We start from the raw sequence: 20,858 nt of genomic DNA, 5'->3' as shown, positions 1-20,858 counted from the left end.
TTGGACCGACGGACTCTCGCGCTAACTATATTCGCTGCTATGAGGATTCCCGCAGCAATCCTGCTCGCGGTTCTGGTCGCCGCATGCAGCGACAGCACTGCACCGCCACCGCCGGCTTCGATTGCGCCGTCTGTCGGCGCGTTGTCCGGAACTGCGGGACTGCCACTTCCGACGGCGCCTTCGTTCTCCGTCAAGGACGCGAACGGAACTATCCTCGGAGGCGTGCCCATCACAATCGCTGTGACAGGCGGCGGCGGAACGCTTGTCAACGCTCCGACGTCAACGGTTGCGGGCGTACCGACCCCGGTCGGCACGTGGACACTTGGAAAGGTCGCCGGCACCAATACTCTCACAGTGACGGTTGCTGATCTCCCGCCGCTCGTGATCACGATCAACAGTGTAGCCGGTCCGGCTGCTTCACTGGTTGCTGTCAGTGGCGACAGGCAGAGCGGTTTCGCGGGAGCTGAGCTTCCCGCGCCGCTTTCTTTTCAGGTGCACGATCAGTTCGGCAACGGCGTGCCATCGACTATCGTCTCCTTCGTTGTCACGGGCGGAGGCGGTACGATCTCACCGGGCAGCGTCGTGACGGACGCTGCGGGAATGGCGGGCGCAGCCGTCTGGCGCTTGGGAAAGACAGCGGTCCCGCAGACGGCAATTGTCAGCGCAGGGGGTCTGTTCACGACTCTGACGTCGAGTGTCTCGACCAATTTCAATGTGGATGTCAGGTTTTTCGGACCGACGCCCTCGGATGAGGCAGCCTCGGCGTTCATCGAAGCCGGTGCGCGAATCAGGGCGACGATCGTCGGCGACATCCCGGACGTGGATATCCCGCTGCTTCGCAGTGGGGCCGGCATCGACATCGGCCCCTGCGGCGTTTCCGGCGTTATCGTGAACGAGGTCGTGGACGACGTTCTCATTTACGCGAGCGTCGCTCCGATCGACGGTAGCGGGAAAGTCCTCGCGTCAGCGAGAGTCTGCGTGATCCGCAATCAGTCAAGGCTGGCGACCATCGGGGTCATGAAGTTCGACGTCGAGGACGTCAACGGTTTGATCTCAACCGGCCGCTTGTCGAACATCGTTCTTCACGAGATGCTGCATGTCGTTGGATTCGGCACCATATGGGCGGACAGCCGAAGGCCTGGAGGAGTTCTTCTTTCTGGCGGCGGAACCGACAATCCACGCTACACGGGGCCGCTCGCGATTTCCGCGTGCGGCGTGGCGGGCGGTACTGGAGCGTGCGGCGGCGGCGTCGCGGTGGAAGGACTTCCGTTCACGGCCGGCACGGCCGATTCACACTGGCGGGAATCGATCTTCGAGAGCGAGGTGATGACAGGCTTCGTCGAAGCTGAGGGAATACCCATGCCGTTCAGCGCCATCACGGTTCAATCTCTGGCGGACGCGGGCTACTCGATAAATCCCTCCGCGGGAGACCAGTACCTGGTTCCCTTCTCAGCCGCTCTGAGCGCGCCGGGCAATCAGTCGAGAAGCGCCAGTCCCGCCGACAATGGTCCCTGGGAAATAATCGGCCGGCCCCTCTTCGAGATCGGGCCGGCCGGGCTACAAGGTTACGTCGGAACGCGCTGAGCTAACGCGTCCGCAGAATGATCCAGGCAGCGCCGGTAAAGCTTGCTGCTGTCGCACCGTCCGCGTTGAGGAATCGCCACGTCCTCGCCGGCGAGCCGGCGTTCCGCTCCGCGAAGAAGTAATTCCCTGAGCCCGAGCGTGCCTCCAGTCCGGTCAGCACGACGCCGCTCCCAGTGACAGTCGTCACCTTGAGTGGATAGATACCCGCGCTGATGCTGCTCATCATGCTTCGCATGTCGTAAACGCGATAGGTATTGAGCACGGACAGGCCAGGGATGCCGAGGTTATCGGCGTAGTTCGCGATCATCCATCCCGTGGCGATCGCATCGAAGGATGCTCCGGCGTTCTTCACAAGGTTGGCCACTCCTACGTCGGGACCTCCAGCGAGTCTTTTCGTGAAGGCTTTAACGTCGCCGCCCGAATACTGGTCGGCGGCATATCGAAGCAAAGCCCACGCGGCCCCGCGAACCGCCAGGGATGTGTCAGCAGCCGAGCTGGTCGGACCGAACGGACCGGGATTATTGAGATACGCTCGGAAGCGCGCGAGATTCTGGAAGAAGAACGCGTTGAAATCATCCGTGCTCCCACCGTGAGCGCGGGAGAAAGAAGCGTCCTCGGCCTCGCCAATACCCCGCACCACGCGCCCAACCGCGTCTTCGGCAAAATGCGCCAGCGCCTCATCGAGCCATGTGACCTCGAGCGGCTGCAGAATCGGGCTCCGGATGCGCTCGGATGCGTTGATCATGTGCTCGAACTCGTGGGCGATCGTGCCTCTGGTGTTCTGCCTGACGAGCGCCAGTGATCGCTTGTTGTTGTTGATCGTGCCATCGGGATCCGGCGCAAGCATGTAGAAAAGCTCGGCCTCGTTGCTCTGGGCGCAGGAGCCAGCACCGGTCGAGGGAAACAGGTCGCCGGCGAAGAAGAACCCGCCAACGAAACTGTTCGAGTTCGCCTCCGTCAGCTTGTTGACCTCGGAGGTGTAAAGGATGATTACGCGTCCGTTGGCGTCATCGTCGAGTGGCGTTCCAAAGAACGCGACGTCCGTGGGGTAAATGAGGTTGGAGAACTCGTCGCCGATCTGCTGATAGTCGGCGGCCGTGAAACCGTTCGCTGGCGCGGTGATATCAGTGTAGATGATCGCCTTGTCGTTGACGTACTTAACTTCGGCGGTGATCGTCGTGAAATTCGTGCACGCGTTCGTTCTGCCGGGAATCTTGAAATTGAGTTTCTCGCCTACCGCCGGGATTGCGCTGGAGACAGACAAGCGCCCCTGTGCTCCAGCCCGAAGGCGCTCGCGGTATGCCCGCTGAGCGTCGGGAATCCTCAGCTCGCGGCGCTCCATCAATCGCAGGCGCGTCTCGAATGCGATCTGGGCGGCGCCAAGATCCGCCGCTGGGATGCGCGGAGCGACATTGTCGGCGGAGAAAATCGTGTGGCTCGGAGCAATCGTCGACGACGGGACATTCTCGCCCTCGTCGGACTTGAGCACGTAGGCTCCCAGAATGTCAGGTGTCGCGCTGATGTTGCCGGGAATGACCAGATAATCGGCCGGCCCGCCGCTTGCCGCCGGAATCTTGATGCAGCCCTGGGTTTCGCTCGCGGTGAGCACACGAACACCGCCAACGGGTAGATCGACTATTGTGATGCCGGTGTTGCACGCGCTGACTGCAGCGATGACGATGACAGTGGCCGAGCCCGAGACGCCATCGGCCGAGCCCTGAATCGTCGCGGTTCCGGCCGACACGCCGGTGATGACGCCGGTCGTCGCATTGACTGATGCGACGGCTGGCGTGAGGCTGACCCAGTTGACGGTTTTCCCGGACAGGGGATTGCCGTTCTGATCCTTGACGATGGCCGCCGCCTGCGCGGTGCCTCCGACGATGATCTGCGTCGGAGTGGCCGACACGCTGACCGTAGTGACGACAAGGGGCCCGCCACCGCCGTCCTTGCTGCATGCGGCCGCAAAAAGGAGCGCGCCCGCCAGAATGAACTTTCGCATCAACGAGCCAACTCCTCACAAATGGGACTGCGGCTACCGCGCCGAACAGTTGTATACACGCCATGGCGTGGAAAAGGTCACGCACGACTTGTTCCGCGCATTTCGAGTAAGCCTGAAAAAGAGGCCAGGGAGAATGACTCGCTGTGCCGCTTTTCCGACTCAGCGCTACGGCCCGGGCGGTGGGGGATATGGCTTGGGTACAAGTGGATTGTTCGTGATCTCCGCTGCGTTGAGGGGCCAGCACATCGCGTTGCCACACACGGCCGAGCGGTTTTAGCGACGGGCAATTGTACGGCCTGGATCAAACAAGCCGCAAGAGTATTTTCGTCGTGCCCGATGTTTCGTCGCGCCTGTCGCTTCATCGCGTCTTTGGTTTCGTCCAACGTTGCGTTGACACGCTTTTCACAAGGGCGTACGTTGGCCGCTTCAACCAGCTGCCCCGCGACAAGCCGCGGAAGGAACTGCTCCCGTTTGCCGCGCACGATAATGCATAGCCGTAAGCTCATCTTTCGCTCGAGTGCGATCGGCGCGTGCGCGCCTACAGTGGTGAGGGGGCCGGCGGAAACGATTCATCCCGCCGATGGCTCGACGCGTCGATGAGACCAGTTGTCTCGCTCATCCTGTTCGTGGCAGCCGCTGGCTGCGCCACCGTCGCCGCCACCGAAGGGTCGACTATTACCCGCATCGCACCAGTGAATACTCTCGTCTCCGCACCTCCGGCAGCGGCTGGAATGAGCGGCAATCTGAACGCGACACTCGATTCGATCATTGCGAGCGCGCTGGCTGAGGGCGCCGCTCCCGGCGCGACACTCGCGGTGGGACGCTACGGGCGGCTCGTGCATCTCAAGGCGTATGGGCGCCTCGATACCGCCGTCGCGTCAGCACCAGTCGATGTCAACACGATATTCGACATGGCGTCACTGACCAAAGTCATAGCCACGACCACGACGGCCATGATCCTCGAAGAGCAGGGCGTGCTCGATCTCGACCGAACCATTGCCAGCTACCTGCCCGGGTTCAATGCCCCCGACAAGGCGCCGATCACGATGAGAATGGCTATGACACATCGTGGAGGCCTCGAGGCGTTCGCTCCCCTGTTCAGGACGTTCCGCGGGCGCGACCAGTATCTGCAGCAGATAAACCAGAGGCCGCTGAAGGCGGTCCCCGGCACCACTACCATATATAGTGACTGGGAAATGATCCTCACTCAGCTCGTGCTCGAGACCATTACGGGTGTCCCTCTCGACCGGCTCGCCGATGAGAAGGTGTTTCGTCCTCTTGGCATGACCAGCACGAGATTCAACCCGGATTCGAGCCTGAAGGCGCTAATTGCTCCCACGGAGATCGACACTACTCGCGGCGGGCTGGTGTGGGGACGCGTTCACGACGAGAACGCCGATGCCATGGGCGGGGTTGCCGGTCACGCGGGACTCTTCTCAACCGTCGGCGACGTTGCCATCTTCGCACAGATGCTGTTGAATGGAGGCCAATACAACGGCGTGAGAATCGTGAGTCCGACCACGGTCGCGAGGTGGACCGCGCCACAGATTCGCGGGTCGAGCAGAGCGCTCGGCTGGGACACTCCGTCGACGGTATCGAGTGCCGGCCGTTTCTTTTCGCCGCGTAGCTTCGGCCACACCGGGTTCACGGGCACGTCCATGTGGATTGATCCGACCCGTGACCTCTTCGTGATTCTGCTGACGAACCGGGTAAACCCGACACGCGAGAACACGCGAGTCTTTGCGCTGCGGCGCGCTGTCGCCGATGCTGTCCAGCAATCAATCACGAATGCGCCGCTCGTCGACTGGGATACCGCGGGGGCACGCAAATGAGCCCGCAAGTTCGTGAGCGAATCCCCGTAGTCATTGCCGAGTATGACGAAGTCTCGCGCCGGATAGCCAGACGAATCGCCGACGTGATCGCCGAGCGGCGAAAGGCAGGAGCGCATGCGGTGCTCGGACTCGCCACGGGAAGCACTCCGATCGGGATCTACCGCGAGCTGGCGCGCCTGCATCGGGAGGAGGGAGTCGATTTTTCCGACGTCGTCACCTTCAATCTCGATGAGTATTTCCCGATGCGGCCGGAGAGCATCCACAGCTACAATCGCTACATGTGGGAGAATCTCTTCGACGAGATCAACGTGCGGCCGGAGAATGTGCACGTGCCGCGCGGCGACGTTCCGCGGGATCAGGTGGCGGCGGAAACCGCCGCCTACGAGCAGGCAATTCGGGATTCCGGCGGGATAGACATTCAGATCCTCGGCATCGGCAAGACGGGGCATATCGGCTTCAACGAGCCGGGCTCGGGCATTGACTCGCGAACGCGGCTGATCGCTCTCGACACCGTGACGCGTCGCGACGCGGCTGCCGATTTCTTCGGCGAGGACAACGTGCCGACCGAAGCGGTCACCATGGGCGTGGCGACGATCATGGAGGCGCGGGAGATAGCGCTAATCGCAACTGGCGAGCACAAATCGGTCATCATCAAGCGTGCGGTCGAGGGCGAGCCTGATCCCGATGTAGCGGCCACCTACCTGCAGCTTCATCCCAACGCGGTGTTCTATGTGGACCCCGCTGCGGCCGCCGACCTCACGCGCGTTCGCATGCCGTGGATCACGGGCGAGGTGGAATGGACGCCGGCGCTCGAAGTGGCCGCCGTAATCTGGCTGAGCGAAGTCACCGGCAAGTCGATCCTGAAGCTCGACAGTCTCGATTACCGTGAGCACCATTTGAGCTCGCTTCTCGCCCGTTACCAGACAGCAGGCCCGCTCAACGGCGAGGTGTTCAACGCGCTGATCTCCAAAGTGCGCGGAAAGAGCAAGCTTCCAACGAGGCAGAACATTGTCGTCTTCTCACCGCATCCGGATGACGACGTGATCTCGATGGGCGGGATTCTCCACAAGCTGCACCAGAACGCAAATCGCATCGTGGTCGCGTATCAGACATCCGGCAACATCGCCGTGTTCGATCACGAGGTGCGGCGCTACGTGGATTTTCTCAGGCGCGTGAATCGCGACTTCACAGCGCGCGAGACCGGGCTCGCACCCGTGCTCGAGAAAGTGGAGCGATTTCTGGCGCAGAAGGAGCCGGGCCAGGTGGACATTCCGGAGGTGCTGGCGATCAAGCGTGGCATTCGCGAGGCCGAGGCAGTGTCGGGAATCGAGACGTTCGGGATGAGCCGCGAGCAGGCACGCTTTCTCAATCTGCCGTTCTATCAGACCGGCAAAACGCGGAAGGATCCGATCGGCCCGGAAGATGTACAGATCACGCTCGAGCTGCTCGAGCAGCATCGCCCGTCAATGATATTCGTGGCCGGCGACCTTTCAGATCCGCACGGTACTCACCGGATGTGTCTCGAGACCGTGCAGCATGCGCTCGACCAGTATTCGGGTGAGCCGCCTGAAGTGTGGTACTATCGCGGCGCGTGGCAGGAGTGGGATGTCGGTGAAGCCGATGTGCTGGTGCCGTTGTCCGAGGACGAGCTTCGATGGAAGATCCGGGCGATCTTCAAGCACCAGAGTCAGAAGGATCGGGCTCCCTTTCCCGGCCAGGACGAGCGCGAGTTCTGGCAGCGCGTTGAGGAGCGGAACAAGCGCACTGCGGCAGTCGTCGACGGGCTGGGATTGCCGGAGTACTTCGCTATGGAGGCCTACGTGGTCCGGCGGGACGGCGCGCCGATGGAGGCAGAGCGAGTTCCCACGAGTGCGCTGGGAGCGCCGAGTGATCAGGATTCGCCGCGCGCACACGCTCGATAGCGTCTGCGCGCCTGGGCTCTGCACTCGTTGTTGGACAGATCCATCCGACCACTAGAGTCAACCGCAAAGGGATAGGCGTCTAGACTTTGAGAAAGATCCTCTTTCGGTACATCCACGCGAGGATCGCGAACCAGAACAGCACGGTCGCCAGCGCCATGGCGAGCGAGGCGTTGCGGGGCTCGAGCCACGGCTCGAAGACCGATTTGTAGATGACGCTCTCGACCGGCGTCGGCTTTCCGTTGTATTGGACCTTCCACAGCGTGTAGATGCAGCGCGCGAGGACGCCCGAGCCCACGAACGCCACGATCGGGTTCATTCCGTAGATCACGAACGGCTTCGTCCACCAGCGGATGTTCCGCCATTCGATGAGCCACATGGTCGTTGCCAAAGTCACGCAGGCCATTCCCGCCGTAAAGATGACGTAGGAGCTGGTCCACAGATTCTTGTTGATCGGGAAGGACCAGTTATACATAAGTCCGACGACCATTCCAATGCTCCCTATCGCGAACAGGCCCGCGATCCGCTCGATGAGAGGCCGGCGGTCGGCAATCCATCTGCCGGCAAAGATGCCGAGCATCGCCGTTGCAATGGCGGGGATCGTGGAGAACGGCCCTTCGGGGTCGTACGTCACGCTGCCCGACCAGATGTGGCTGAGTCCGAGGATCGCCCGGTCGAGATGGGCGGCCAGAGTCTCGCTTGGATTCCCGAGCAACAGGGCGCCGATGTAACGCCCCGGGACTCCATTAAGGGTCCCGGTGACCGGGATGAGCGTCATCGCGAACCAGTATCCATATAGTAGCGCCGCGACGATCACAATCTGCTGCTTGAGCGTAGTCTTCAGTGAAAGGAGGCCGGCCGCGATGTAGACAAGGCCGATCCGCTGGAGAACTCCCAGTATCCTCACGTGCTCCCAGCGATGGACGATGCGGTCGAGTATCGACGGATTGGCCATGCCTTCGATGGTCCCCCACTGGTAGAACGGGAAGAGCGACATCAGGAACCCCAGCAGGAAGATCAGTCCGCCGCGCCGGAGAATCTGTTTTACGATCGCGGCGTCGTCGTCGCCCTTCGCCCGGCGCGAGGCGATCGAGATGTGAGTCGTAATCCCGACGATGAAGAGAAAGAACGGGAAGATGACGTCGGTGGGCGTCCAGCCGTGCCATGCGGCGTGCTCGAGCGGCGGATAGATCGCGCCCCAGGTGCCGGGATTGTTCACAAGCAGCATGCCGGCGATTGTGAGCCCGCGAAACACGTCGAGGGATATCAACCGCTCGCCCTTCGGCGGCTGCGGAATCACGGTCGAGGCGACCGGGCCGACGGATTCTGCCCGCGGATGCTCTGGTCCGGTCGCTGGGGGAATTCCGATCGTCGTGGCCATCTGTCGACTCCTCCGATCTTCAACAATCGCGCGCGTTACCGGTCGCGGCAAGTCTTTTCGGCGGGGGGAGCTACGTCACGAATGTACGAGTTCTACGTACTTTGGCGGATACGCGTATCTCGCAACACGGTCTAGTCTTGACGCGAGAAGCGTACGTCCTTAGGTATGGCGCACGCGAGGCAGCGGGACGGTGATCATTGGGCCGCCGCATCGCCTGCATTTTTCTTCCCAAACACGAGGGCGCCGCTGATGTTCGCACTCAACGTACGCAGGCTTCTGACTGGTATTGCCGTGACGTTATTTGCATTGCCGGCGGCGGCGCAAAACGGGACGATTACTGGAAGGGTCACTGACGCAGGCACGGGCGCAGGCATCGCCAGCGCCGGAGTGCGCGTGCTGGCCGGGATTCGAAACGCGGGAGGCGCCGCAACCGACGAGAATGGCAATTACCGGATCTCCGACGTTGCGCCCGGAACCTATACGGTCGAGGCAAGGCGCGTCGGCTACACTCCGACGCGGAGGGAAGGGATCACTGTCGGGGCGGGCGCTTCCGCAACGGTCGACATTGCGATGGCCGAGCTTCCGACGCAGCTCGAGACAATTATCACTGGCGTCTCCCGCGCCCCCGAAAAAGTCATCGACGCGCCGGCGTCTGTATCGGTCGTCAATTCGGCGGAGATCAACGAGCGCCCGGCCATTACCGTCGCGGATCACGTGGCGGCACTGCCCGGAGTTGACGTCGCTCGCGGCGGTCTCTTGCGCTCGAACATCGTCGCCCGCGGCTTCAACAACATCTTTTCCGGCGCGATGATGACGATGACGGACAACCGGTTCGCATTCGTGCCGTCTCTTCGCGTCAACATTCCCTATTTGAATCCGACGAACATGGAGGACATCGACCGAATCGAGGTCGTCCTTGGTCCCGGCGCGGCGTTGTACGGCCCGAATACCACCAGCGGCGTGATGGCCATCTTCACCAAGTCGCCGTTCTCGACACAGGGCACGACGGTCACCGTCGATGGAGGCAATCAGAGCGTGCTCCGCGGATCGATCCGCACAGCGTGGGCGCCTACTCCGAAATTCGGATTCAAGGTGGCGTACGAGGCGTTTCGCGGAAAAGAGTGGCCTTTTTTAGCTGCCGACACGATCGGTGAGCGAAAGCCACGGGACCGTGACATCAACCGCCAGGGCGGCGAAATACGCGCGGATTTCCGGCCCACGCCCAGCAGCGAAATAATTGCCAATTACGGCCGCAGCCAGGCCGGGAGCGTCGTCGAGCCGACGGGACTCGGCCCCGCACAGGTGAAGGACTGGGTCTATCAAACCTATCAGCTGCGCGGCCGGTTCAAGCAGTTGTTCGCACAGGTGTTCCTCAATACGAGCGACGCGGGAGAAACCTATCTGCTCCAGAAAGTGCAGCCGCAGACGAATTGCCCGGACGTCAGTGATGACGCGTGCATCATCGACAGGTCAAAACAGTTCGTTGCGCAGGCCCAGCACGGGCTGAACTTCGGGACGCGCGAGCGGCTTCTCTATGGCTTCGACTACATCCACACGATGCCGAAGACCGAAGGCACGATCAACGGCAACAACGAGGACGACGACGAGATCAAGGAAGTAGGAGGTTACCTCCATTCAGTTACGCAGCTCTCGCGGATGTTTGAGGTCACCGCCGCGGCCCGCGTCGACAAGCACAGCCGCCTCGATGATCCTGTTTTCTCCCCGCGCCTCGCCCTGGTGTTCAAGCCGGTTGAGAACCAGAACTTGAGGCTGATCTACAATCGCGCCTTCTCGACTCCCAGCACGAACAACCTCTTTCTCGATCGCATCGGGCTTAGTAATGCTCTTCTCAACGTTCGTGCAGTAGGCACGCCGAACACGGGTTTTCAGTTCCGACGCGATTGCCCGGCCGGACTCGGCGGACTCTGCATGAAGACATTCAACTCGTTTGGCGGGAGTGCGACCGCTGATTTTGTGGCGGCGAATCCGTTCGTCACCTCAGTGGCCGCAGCGCGGGCGGGCACCCTGGTTGCCGGACTCACCGCGGCCTACGCCGGGTTCGGTATTCCTGGTCCAACAGCAGCCGCTCTGGCGGCAGGAGTGGGCAGTTACCTCGGCACGCTCCGTCCAACTGCGGCGCAAGTCGGTACGACGCTGATAATTCCCTCGGTTGGGCCCGGCTCAACGGCTTTCCCGGTGTCGCCTGATCAGCTTCTGGACATCGATCGCCCGATGCCGACGATTCACAACACGATCGAGGCGGGGTACAAGGGAATCCTCGCGAACCGGCTGCAAATCTCACTGGATCTGTGGCACGAGAACCGGCAGAATTTCGTCGGTCCGCTGCAGATTGAATCACCGGTTGTATTCATGAACCCAACAGCTCTCAATGGCTACTTGAGCGCGTCGCTCACCCCATTCTTCCAGGCCGCTCTTCAAGGTACGGGTTTGCCCGCGAGCCTCGCGGCTCAGCTTGCCGGTGGGACAGCGGCGAACCTCTCGACCGGGTTGCCCGGCAGCAACCCGGCGTCAACGGTCCCGTGCGCCTTGGCTACACCAGCAGCCTGCCCCATCGGCGTTGTGAACTTCGATACTCCAAATGCCAGAAACGACGTCGTCCTCGCCTATCGCAGCTACCAGAAGAGCATCAACCTTCTCGGAAGCGATTTCGGCGGCGAGCTTCTGCTCGACGGAGGGTTCTCGCTACAGGGAACCTACTCCTGGGTGAACAAAAAGCTGTTCTCCAAGACGTATCTGGGGACCAGAGAGGACGTCTCGCTCAATGCTCCGGCGAACAAGCACTCGTTCGCGATAAACTTTCGCGACGAAGTGAAGGGCTTGAGCGCGCAGGTGCGCGAGCGTCACGTGGATGGGTTCAACACTCTCGCGTTCGTTGGCGGGCCGGTCGAGCCCTACACCCTTCTGGACGCGAACCTGTCGGTTCGCCCGTCCTTCGTCAACGGAGTGGTGTGGTCTCTCAACGGCACGAATCTCCTGAACAAGAAGCACCGCGAGTTCACTCAGGGTAACTTCATAGGGCGGCTCATCATGACCCGGGTTCAAGTAACGTTCTAGCGGCAGGAGCCTGCCGCAACGGAGCGGTGCGCCCTGCGTACCGCTCCGTTTGCATTCGGAGGCCCACCTCGCACACGCGTCGCATGAACGTTTTGATCGACGTCAGCTGCCGGCCCGTCATCGGACATCGGGGCAATCGTGCGTACGCCCCTGAGAACACAATTGAGTCGTTTGCTCAGGCCGTGGCCACGGGCGCAGACGCGATCGAGCTCGACGTGCACCTGTCGGCTGACGGAGTCGCGGTGGTGTTCCACGATCCCCATGTTCGACGCACCACGGATGGCGTCGGCGATGTCGAGCGCCTGATATTCGACGAGCTCCGAAAGCTCGACGCCGGGGCGCGCTTCACGCCGGACAACGGCAGGACTTATCCGTATCGCGGGCTCGGCCACCGCATTCCCTCACTCGAGGAAGTGCTCGAAGCCTTTCCGGCTACGCCTACGCTGATAGAGATCAAGACTGTAAACGCCGGCGAGGAAACACGGCGAGTGATCGAGAGTCGTCACGCTGAGCAACGAGTGCTGGTGGACAGCATGGAGGCCGCCGCGCTCAGGCCGTTCACGGATTCAGCGATACCGATCGGGGCTTCGCGATCGGATGTGATGCGCCTCATGCGAGAGATTATTCTCATGCGTGCACTGACGCCATTTACATACAAGGCGCTGTGCGTCCCGATGCATTACAACGGGATCCCGCTGCCTGTCCGCCGGTTCGCGCGCCTCGCCCCGGAGCAGGACTGCGTAGTTCACGTCTGGACGGTCAATGACACCAGAGTCGCAACGGACCTCTGGCTCGCGGGTGTACAGGGGATCATCAGTGATGATCCGGCCGCCATGCTCCGGGCGAGGGCCCTCCTGCCCCGCTGACTTGTAAGGGCTAGGAGGGCTCCCAAGTCGAAGTGCCCCCATGAGAGAGGTGATAAAGGAGCGCGGAATGCACTTCGACCCCGCGCTCGTCGATGCGCTCATGGACAGCAGATGCTACGAGCCGATGGCGGCGTCTGTACTGAACTCCCAGAAAATCCGATTGCCCGTCAACGGCCTCCCGCATTGAGCCGCCGCAACACCTCGCCAAGGCGCTGAATCTCCTGCCCGTACGTCGCCCAGTCTCCTGCTCGCTGTGCGGACATCGCGCGCTGATAGTGATCCTCCGCCTCCCGCAGGAGTGAGGCGCTGACGGCTGGGGCACTCCCGGCGGCGGTGCCCGCGGTTGCGGGCGGCGCCGGTGCTGCTCCCGCAAGTGTTGACGGTCGTGCTGTATCAGCCACCGCCTGCACTGCGGCCGCGCCTGGACGCGTCGCGAGCGCTCCCTGACCGGCGAACAAGCGCGTCAACCCACTCTCCAGTGTCTCGGACATCACTACCCTGTCCTGAAACGCGACGACGACGCGCTTGAGCTCGGGAATCTGTCCGCCTTCCGCGCGAAGATAGATCGGCTGCACGTAGATCAGCGCCTCCTCGACCGGAATGACGAGAAGCTCTCCCTTTATGACCTGCGACCCGCGCTGGTCCCATAGCGTGAGCTCGCGGGAGATGTCTGTGTCCTGGTTGATGCGCGAGGAGATCTGCAGCGGACCGTAGACCAGGCTCTGCTTTGGAAAGCGATAGACTCTGAGATGCCCGTAGCTGGCGCCGTCGTTTCTGGCGACCATCCACGCAGCGAGATTGTTCTTGCCACGCGGAGTGAACGGCGCCATGTAGATGTACTCGGCCTGCTTCTCGTCAGGGAGACGCATCACGAGGTGACGCATGAATCGGTCGTCGTCCTCCTTCTGGCCCGGAGTGGCGGGGATCTGCCACTGGTCCTCGCGATTGTAGAACGTCTTCGCCTCGTCCATGTGGTAGGTTGCATACAGCTCGGTCTGGACGCGGAAGAGATCGCGCGGATAGCGAATGTGAGCACGAATGTCCGTAGGCATCGCCGACAGCGGCTTCAGGATTCCGGGGAAGATTCTTCCGTATGTTCGAATCAGCGGATCAGAAGGATCGGCTACATATGCCGTGACCGTCCCGTTGTACGCATCGACGGTCACCTTGATGCTGTTGCGCATATAGCTCGTGCCATCGTCAAGCCGCTGCGAATAGGGATAGCGACTGCTGGACGTGAATCCATCCACGATCCAGTACAGCTCACCCTTCGTATCGATCACGAGATACGGATCGGAGTCGAACCTTATGAACGGTAGCGCCTCCCTGACCCTTCCCTCGATCTGCCGGTTGTAGAGGACGCGGCTCTCGCTCGTGATGTCTCCGGAGAACAGGATGTTGAGCGCCCCGAAGCGCATCGCGAGAAGTGAGCGTTTTATGAATCCGCCGACGCGAACGCCGCCGGTACCCTTGTACCTCGTGTAGACGTCCTCATTCCCCGACGGGTAATCGAACTCCGGTTGTGCAGTGTTGACGAACACATGCTCGTCAGTGAGCTCGCCGAAATAGAGCTGCGGCCTGGTCACTTTCAGCGAGACAGTCGACACCGGGGGAAGGTTCTTGATGTAGAGCACCGGAAGACCTTCGGCAGTCACTTCGTTTACAGGACCAAGCGTCAGCCCAAGCCCATGCGTGAAGGTCAGGTGCTGGTTGATGAACGTGCGCTTCGGGAGTGAAGCCGCGTTGAGCTCGCGGGGCGACAAGAGCACCTGCCGGTAGCGACCGTCGATGACGTACCTGTCATCGTCTACCGAGACGAAATCGTAGTATGTGCGAATTTCCTGGAGCTGCCCGAATGTCTGAAGCAGTGGAGCGCGATCCCAGAGCCGTACGTTCTGGATAGTCGCCGCGTTCGCGCGGATATCGTCGAGGCTCAGGCCGGCGTCGCCCGTGAGGTCGCGTGTCTCGACATTCGCGAGGCCCCATGCCTGGCGGGTGGCATTGATGTGATTGCGCAGCTGCGGCAGCTCGCGTGTGAGCTCTGTTGGCGCGACGACGAATCGCTGAATGAAGTAAGGGTAAATGCCGCCCGCGAGAATCGACACGATTACATACGCGGCCGCGCCAACGAGTGTGAACCAGACGATTCTGCCGCGAAGCATTCCGTAGATGACGAGGCCGATGGCGATGATCGCGGTTCCCGCGACAGCGTGAAGCGCCGGCAGCTTCGCGTGGAGATCCGTGTAACTCGCACCGACGAGCGGCCCGGTGTTGGAATAGAGCAGCTCCGGAATTCGAACGAGCCAGATCTGGAGCGCGGTCAGAAGGAGGTACCCGACGAGGAGGGCAGCGACGTGACCGTCTGCTGGTGACGAAAGCGTGATCCTCTGCGGCGGAAGGGAGATTCGCCCGCGGAGTACATAGAGCACGACGACGCCGAACAAGGCGAGGATTACCAGACTTCTCAGACTCCCGAGCAGCGTAGCAAGGACCGGCAGGACGAAAACGTAGAATCCGACGTCTCGGGAGAAAACGGGGTCCGTGACGCCAAAGGGCAGTCGGTTCATGTACCTCAGCACATCCATCCAGCTTCCCGCTGCGCCAAGAGCAAAGAGAAACGACAGCACCAGAACGAGAGGAGTTGCGATCTTCGAGAGCGACGCAGCGACGTCCACAGGCGGAAGCTCGGGACTCATTCGCCAGAGAACCGGCACGCGCGCCGGGCCGCTGCGCGCAAGACGCGCATTGAGCGCGAGGAACGCGTAGGTCACCAGGCCGGCGACGAGAAACAGTGTGACCTTGGTCGTCAGCTCCGTGAAGAAGACTGTCTCGTAGCCGATCTCGCGGAACCAGAACAGATCCGTCACGAAACCGACGAAGGTCGGCACGATTGTGAGAACAACGAACATGAGCGTTACCACGCTCACCACCGCAAACCGCCGCGACACCGCCATATAGGGTCTTCCGGGTTATCTGGGTTGCGCGATCACCGCGAAGCATCGCGGCGTCATCGCGTGAACGTCACGTGAAAGTTCTGGTTTTGCGAGCGAATGATTCCCTTGAGCAGATCGCTTTTCGGTCGCTCGCCCACAACGTGCCGGCACCGAGAAGCCCGAGCACTACCTGGGACACTTCGTTGCGCCCGTGAATGATGCTGGAATCCCGACACGGGATTCCCGGCGTGCAGAGGTTGTCCGTCCTTCCGTCAGCGGTCCACTGTCCCACTACGATGCCGGGCTGCGGCTCGATGATCACCATGCGGATATTGTAGATGTAGAGATCGCGATCGAACGACTGCCACACGCCCGCGAAGTCTGTGCGCGACGGATCGGTCGGTTCCCGGCCACATCCGGCCGCGGCAATTACCGCTGCGACAAGCGCAAGAAATGTTGGCCGCACGACCGTAAAACTAACGCTGGTGCCTCGCCTTCAGCAGACCGGCTATCCGTTTCACACCTGTTACAGGCATTTGAATACGCGAGGAGATCGACCACGAACGAGGGTGTAACGGCCGAGCTTCTCGCCGCTGTCGATCAGCGTCACCTCGAGAACCATGGTCGCTCCGTCGATTCGGCCGTCGTAGCGGGCGGGGTGCTTGTCCGGAATCTCATCCTCCCTGACGGGACCACCATGCCCGCGTGTGTGGGTTCCAACAGCCGTAAACCGTCCTTTCGCGGCCATTAGCGGCTGGTCGATCGTACCGCTCGCGCAGTCATACTCGACCGTGGCCCCATTTTGTGCGACAACCAGGCCGATGTGCTCCCCTCCCCAGTCTCCCGGACTTACCGGCCCGGTGAGCGAGCCCCCGCAGGTCGCCGATGCGCCAACGAGCAGCAGCAGGAGCGGCGTTACGCCAAACCGGTGTTTCATGCGGCTGTCACGGCCTCCGTCAAAGTCTTAAACCCGCTATTCGAGCTGCATTGTCTAATGTTAACGAGATGCTGGTCCCGGCCCCTTACTTGCAAAATAAGGTGTTGTTCTCCCCACGCTCTGGGGACATTGACTCAGCAAGGAGGAAGAAACCATGACAAGAAACAACAGCAAATGGGTGCTGCCGCTCGTTATCGCCGCGTTGACGGCGTCGGCGTGTGGTGTGCGCACAACGACGACAGACGTGAATCCGAGCATGAGCCGCGCCCCGACATGTGACGAGGCGATCAACGTCTATAAGAGCCGCGCAGAAGTCCCATACGATTATCACGAGCTCACATGGATAAACGCCGAAGGCAACTCGGTATGGACAACCGACGGCCAGATCACGGCCCAGATCAAGAAGAAGGCGGCCGAGAACGGCGCGAACGGAGTTATCGTCAATGACTTCACCGAGTCGAAGGCGACCACGAAGGTGATCGGCGCGGCGGTGGGTGGAAACACGGCAGATACAAAGACGTCGGCGCTTGCCATCTACATGCCGGGCGATGCCAACCGCGTAACGCTGAAGTGCGGTACGAGGTAATTCAGCTGACGCAGTGCCGAAAGACTGGTGCAAGGCGAGCCGGAGGTTTTCCGGCTCGCTTTCTTATATTCCGCAGTCCGTCGTTTAGTCCGCAGTCCGCAGCGTAGTACCGCAGCCCGCAGTGCCATACCGCAGTCCGGCGGTCACGCGGCCGCTGCTGCTTCTGCCGGCTCCTCGCTCGTGACCTGCAGCATTATCACCGTGGCCGCGACTCCAACGAGAAAAACCGACGCCCACAGAATCGTCGCCCCGAAATGAGCGAACACCGTCGTCCCCGCCCAGGGCGCGACGGCAAAGGCGATACTGAAGGCGAGCGAGTACGCGCCCATGTACGAGCCGCGGCGGTGTGGCGGCGCAATGTCGGCAACATATGCCGAGGCCTGGGGGAAAAGCATCATCTCGCCGAAAGTCCACACAACGATGCCGAGCACGATCATTTGCGGCCCAGCCGCTAATCCAAACAAGCCGGAGCCCATAGCGAAGAGGAGCGAGCCGGCTGCAAGCGCCCAGCGGTGTGGCCAGTGCGCTGTCGCCGCGTTCAGCGGTACCTCGAGGAACACGATCATCAGCGTGTTGATCGTGAAAAGCATACCGTAGAATGCCGTCGACAAATGGAGATCCTGCACTAGGAACAGAGGAAGCGCTCCCTCGTGTTGGAAGAAAACAGCGCTCGCCAGGAACGTTGCGAAGAGGAAAACCAGCAGGCGCCGATCTCCGAGCACTGACGTGCGTGCAGCGCCAGAGCGCGCATCGTTTGAGCCGGCGTCGAGATGCCGGATGTGAGCCGCGCTTTTCATCGGCACAGCCACGAGGAACGCGCCGGCAGCGAGCGATGCGACCGCATTGACGAGAAAGATCGAGCGGAAGGAATATGCGGCAATGAATCCGCCCGCCGCGGGCCCTACGCTCATTCCGAGGTTGATCGCGAGGCGAATGAGCGCGAACGCCGGCTTGCGCTGCTCGTTGGGGACGAGGTCGGCAACGAGCGCCAGTGTGGCGGGTCGTCCCCCTTCGCTGACAAGCGACCACGCGAGAACAAGCGCAATCACCACCGGAAACGACTCGGCAAACGGAATCATTACCAGAATGATTCCCGCACCGATGAGCGACGCGCGGATGATCGGCAGTCCGCCGATCCGGTCGCACAGTCGCCCCGAGATTGGAGCCGCGATTATCGACCCCGCCCCATAGACGCCGAGCGCGAGTCCCGCCATCGGAGCGCTCCAGCCAAGCTCACGCGTCAGGTAGAGCACGAGAAACGGAATCGCCATCATTCCGAGTCGATTGATCAGCGTGGCGGCTGAGAGGATCCATAGATCTCGTGGAAGCCCGCGCAGGCTTCGCCATACGTTCAGCCGCAAAAGCATTGTTTTCACGCGGGTAAGATCGATCCTTCACCCTCTGGTCGCAAAGGCACGGACGTGATCGCCTTGTTACACCGGACGTTCGCAGGCAAGTTCGGGCCTGATCGTCGGGCGCCACGAGATACCACATCGTCACGGGAACCGAATGTCGCTGACTAAACGCGTTGTCATCGCGCTCGCGCTCGGCCTGATCGGCGGCATGGCCGTAGCCGCTTCGGGCGATCAGAGGCTCTTCTCGCTGGTTTCGTTCCTGGAGCCGCTCGGAACATTGTGGGTCAACGCAATACGCATGACGGTAGTTCCGCTCGTGGTTTCCCTGCTGATCGTGGGCGTCGCGTCAGTCTCCGACATGAGCACGATCGGACGCATGGGCGCGCGAACACTGACGTGCTTCGTACTGCTGCTTCTCATGACGGCGACACTCGCGGTGATCATCGTCCCTCCGATATTCACGCTGCTTCAGATCGATCCCTCGTCCAGCGCGTCGCTGCGCGCTGCCGAATCGGCCGCTGGGACTGCGGGGACATTGAGCACCCGTCAGCTGCCGACATTCGGACAATGGCTCGTGGATGTGATTCCCACGAATCCCGTCAAAGCGGCGGCAGACGGCGCCATGCTGCCGCTGGTGATTTTCTCGTTGCTCTTCTCCATTGCGCTCACGCGGATCGCAAGCGATACACGCGCGCCCGTCGTTCATTTTTTCAGAGCGGTGAGTGACGCGATGCTCATCATCGTCAGATGGATCATCTCTCTTGCACCCATCGGCGTCTTTGTGCTTGCGCTGGCGCTGGCGTCGCGACTTGGCGCGATCGCCGCCGGCGCGATGGCATTCTATGTCGTTGTGGTCTGCTCGGTATTCATTCTGGTGCTGGTGCTGCTCTACCCTGTCGCCGCGATTTTTGGGCGCGTGTCGGTGACTGAATTCGCGAGAGCTGCGTCTGCGCCGCAGGCCGTCGCAGTGAGCACACGATCATCGCTGGCGTCACTCCCTGCGCTCATCGACAGCGCGGAACGCGGACTCGGGCTGCCACCGGCGGTGAGCGGCTTTGTGCTCCCCCTGGCAGTTGCCACGTTCAAGGTGACGACCCCGCCCACCTACGTTGTCGGAGCCCTGTTTGTCGCGCATCTCTACGGGGTTCAGCTCTCGGTGGAGCAGATAGTGACACTCGCGGCGCTGGGCGTGATTCTCAGCTTCAGCGCGCCCGGTATTCCGAGCGGAGGCCTGATCGTGCTCGCTTCGGTATTTCCGGGCGTGGGACTTCCGGTCGAAGCCATCGGGATTCTGATTGCGCTCGACGTTTTTCCCGACGCGGCTCGGACCGTGGCCAATGTGACGGCGGATCTCGCTGTAGCGACCATCGTCGCGCGGCGGGAAAGTCCGGAAATGACAATTGCCGCCGCGGCGTGAACAGCCATAGTATGTACGTCTCTCATGACACGGCGGGCCGGCGAAATTGCCGGCAGGTCCGCGGCACCCGTTGTCGGAGATCCCGCTTGACCAGACTCGCGTGACGCACGACGCGGATAGCGAATTACTGGCTTCGATCGGCGAGCATTATGTCGTCGACCACGTGATCGGGCGCGGCGGTATGGCGACTGTCTATCTCTGCCGGGACACGCGCGACGACAGCCGGACTGCGGTGAAGGTCCTGCGCAAGGAGCTGGTGAATGCAATCATCGTCAAACGGTTCCTGCGCGAGATTGCATTCGTCTCCCGGCTCGATCATCCGAGGATTCCGAAAGTCGTCGGGTCAGGCGCGATCGGCGATCTGCCGTATTATGCGATGACCTACGTCGAGGGCGACTCTCTCAAGAACGTGCTCCACCGAGAGAAACAGCTTCCGCTCGCGGACGCCATCCGCATCACCTGCGAGGTGATCGCGCCGACTGAGTATGCTCATTCGCGCGGCATCGTCCACCGCGACATCAAGCCCGACAATATTCTCATGGCGGCGGAAGGGGCGTACGTCCTCGATTTCGGGATTGCGCGGGCGATAATCGAATCAGCCGTCGACCGTCTGACATTCACGGGGGTTGGAGTCGGAACGCCGGCATATATGAGTCCCGAGCAAGCGCTGGGTGATCGCAGTCTCGACGCGCGGAGCGACATCTACTCGTTCGGCTGCGTGGTGTACGAGATGATCGCAGGGATTCCGCCGTTCGTTGGACAGACGTCGCAGGTGATAATCTCGCGGCGATTCGCCGCTTCGCCACCGCCGCTGAGATCGGTGAGGGATGGTGTTCCGGAAGACGTTGAAGATGCCGTGCAGCGCGCGCTGGCAAGGACTCCGGAGGATCGGTGGCCGAGCGCCGCGGCGTTCGGGAAAGCGCTCGAGGCGTGCTAGTACCAACAACAGCCGATCTCCTCGGTGAACAAAGCGG

Annotated in this window: 15 protein-coding genes; 9 read left to right on the top strand and 6 right to left on the bottom strand. The window is 61.6% G+C overall.

What is annotated here, in order from left to right; genetic code table 11:
• The first annotated feature begins 39 nt into the window (after positions 1-39).
• Positions 40-1,584 carry a leishmanolysin-related zinc metalloendopeptidase gene (locus tag VES88_13620; GenBank protein HYN82536.1) on the top strand — a complete coding sequence of 515 codons (1,545 nt, stop codon included), beginning with the start codon at positions 40-42 and terminating at the stop codon, positions 1,582-1,584.
• A 1-nt stretch (position 1,585) separates the two neighbouring features.
• Here VES88_13620 and VES88_13615 read toward each other — a convergent pair whose 3' ends face one another.
• Positions 1,586-3,583, bottom strand: coding sequence for an Ig-like domain-containing protein (locus VES88_13615; protein HYN82535.1), 1,998 nt, complete (start codon positions 3,581-3,583; stop codon positions 1,586-1,588).
• A gap of 530 nt (positions 3,584-4,113) precedes the next feature.
• Here VES88_13615 and VES88_13610 point away from each other — a divergent pair.
• Together VES88_13610 and nagB are read left to right on the top strand one after the other, a co-directional pair.
• Complete coding sequence (locus tag VES88_13610) at positions 4,114-5,415, top strand: serine hydrolase (GenBank protein ID HYN82534.1); 1,302 nt, start codon at positions 4,114-4,116, stop codon at positions 5,413-5,415.
• Positions 5,412-7,337: a glucosamine-6-phosphate deaminase gene (gene nagB / locus VES88_13605; GenBank protein HYN82533.1), complete on the top strand. Its 1,926-nt coding sequence runs from the start codon at positions 5,412-5,414 to the stop codon at positions 7,335-7,337. Before VES88_13610 ends, nagB begins: the two co-directional genes overlap by 4 nt.
• A gap of 79 nt (positions 7,338-7,416) precedes the next feature.
• On the opposite strand, the gene VES88_13600 is transcribed toward nagB, so the two are convergent.
• The gene (locus VES88_13600) at positions 7,417-8,715 is read right to left on the bottom strand and encodes a hypothetical protein (GenBank protein HYN82532.1); all 1,299 of its coding nucleotides are present in this window, start codon (positions 8,713-8,715) and stop codon (positions 7,417-7,419) included.
• A gap of 249 nt (positions 8,716-8,964) precedes the next feature.
• Here VES88_13600 and VES88_13595 point away from each other — a divergent pair, with 249 nt between their 5' ends.
• The 3 genes from VES88_13595 (at position 8,965) to VES88_13585 (ending at position 12,843) form a co-directional block, all read left to right on the top strand.
• A complete protein-coding gene (locus VES88_13595; GenBank protein ID HYN82531.1) occupies positions 8,965-11,790 on the top strand; it encodes a TonB-dependent receptor in 2,826 nt (941 codons plus the stop codon).
• 83 nt (positions 11,791-11,873) lie between these two features.
• On the top strand, positions 11,874-12,656 hold the full coding sequence (locus VES88_13590) for a glycerophosphodiester phosphodiesterase family protein (GenBank protein HYN82530.1): 783 nt from the start codon (positions 11,874-11,876) through the stop codon (positions 12,654-12,656).
• 40 nt (positions 12,657-12,696) lie between these two features.
• A complete protein-coding gene (locus tag VES88_13585; protein ID HYN82529.1) occupies positions 12,697-12,843 on the top strand; it encodes a hypothetical protein in 147 nt (48 codons plus the stop codon).
• Here the strand turns inward: VES88_13585 and VES88_13580 are convergent.
• From VES88_13580 to VES88_13570, 3 genes are all read right to left on the bottom strand, one after another.
• Positions 12,824-15,610 carry a UPF0182 family protein gene (locus VES88_13580; protein HYN82528.1) on the bottom strand — a complete coding sequence of 929 codons (2,787 nt, stop codon included), beginning with the start codon at positions 15,608-15,610 and terminating at the stop codon, positions 12,824-12,826. The two genes, VES88_13585 and VES88_13580, sit on opposite strands and share 20 nt — an antisense overlap.
• Before the next feature lie 67 nt (positions 15,611-15,677).
• Positions 15,678-16,055, bottom strand: coding sequence for a hypothetical protein (locus tag VES88_13575; protein HYN82527.1), 378 nt, complete (start codon positions 16,053-16,055; stop codon positions 15,678-15,680).
• Positions 16,056-16,115: 60 nt separating this feature from the next.
• Positions 16,116-16,526: a hypothetical protein gene (locus VES88_13570; protein ID HYN82526.1), complete on the bottom strand. Its 411-nt coding sequence runs from the start codon at positions 16,524-16,526 to the stop codon at positions 16,116-16,118.
• Positions 16,527-16,680: 154 nt separating this feature from the next.
• On the opposite strand from VES88_13570, the gene VES88_13565 reads away from it, so the two are divergent.
• Positions 16,681-17,112 (top strand): hypothetical protein, encoded by a 432-nt coding sequence (locus tag VES88_13565; protein ID HYN82525.1) that lies wholly within the window; start codon positions 16,681-16,683, stop codon positions 17,110-17,112.
• 143 nt (positions 17,113-17,255) lie between these two features.
• On the opposite strand, the gene VES88_13560 is transcribed toward VES88_13565, so the two are convergent.
• Complete coding sequence (locus VES88_13560) at positions 17,256-18,479, bottom strand: MFS transporter (GenBank protein ID HYN82524.1); 1,224 nt, start codon at positions 18,477-18,479, stop codon at positions 17,256-17,258.
• A 142-nt stretch (positions 18,480-18,621) separates the two neighbouring features.
• Between VES88_13560 and VES88_13555 the strand changes: the two genes are divergently transcribed.
• Positions 18,622-19,884, top strand: a complete 1,263-nt coding sequence (locus VES88_13555) for a dicarboxylate/amino acid:cation symporter (GenBank protein HYN82523.1) — start codon at positions 18,622-18,624, stop codon at positions 19,882-19,884.
• A gap of 100 nt (positions 19,885-19,984) precedes the next feature.
• Positions 19,985-20,821 (top strand): serine/threonine-protein kinase, encoded by an 837-nt coding sequence (locus VES88_13550; protein HYN82522.1) that lies wholly within the window; start codon positions 19,985-19,987, stop codon positions 20,819-20,821.
• The last annotated feature ends 37 nt before the right edge of the window (positions 20,822-20,858 follow it).

It is taken from the genome of Gemmatimonadaceae bacterium (assembly GCA_035633115.1).
Classification (GTDB): domain Bacteria; phylum Gemmatimonadota; class Gemmatimonadetes; order Gemmatimonadales; family Gemmatimonadaceae; genus UBA4720.
This window is presented reverse-complemented; position numbering and strand designations above follow the sequence as displayed.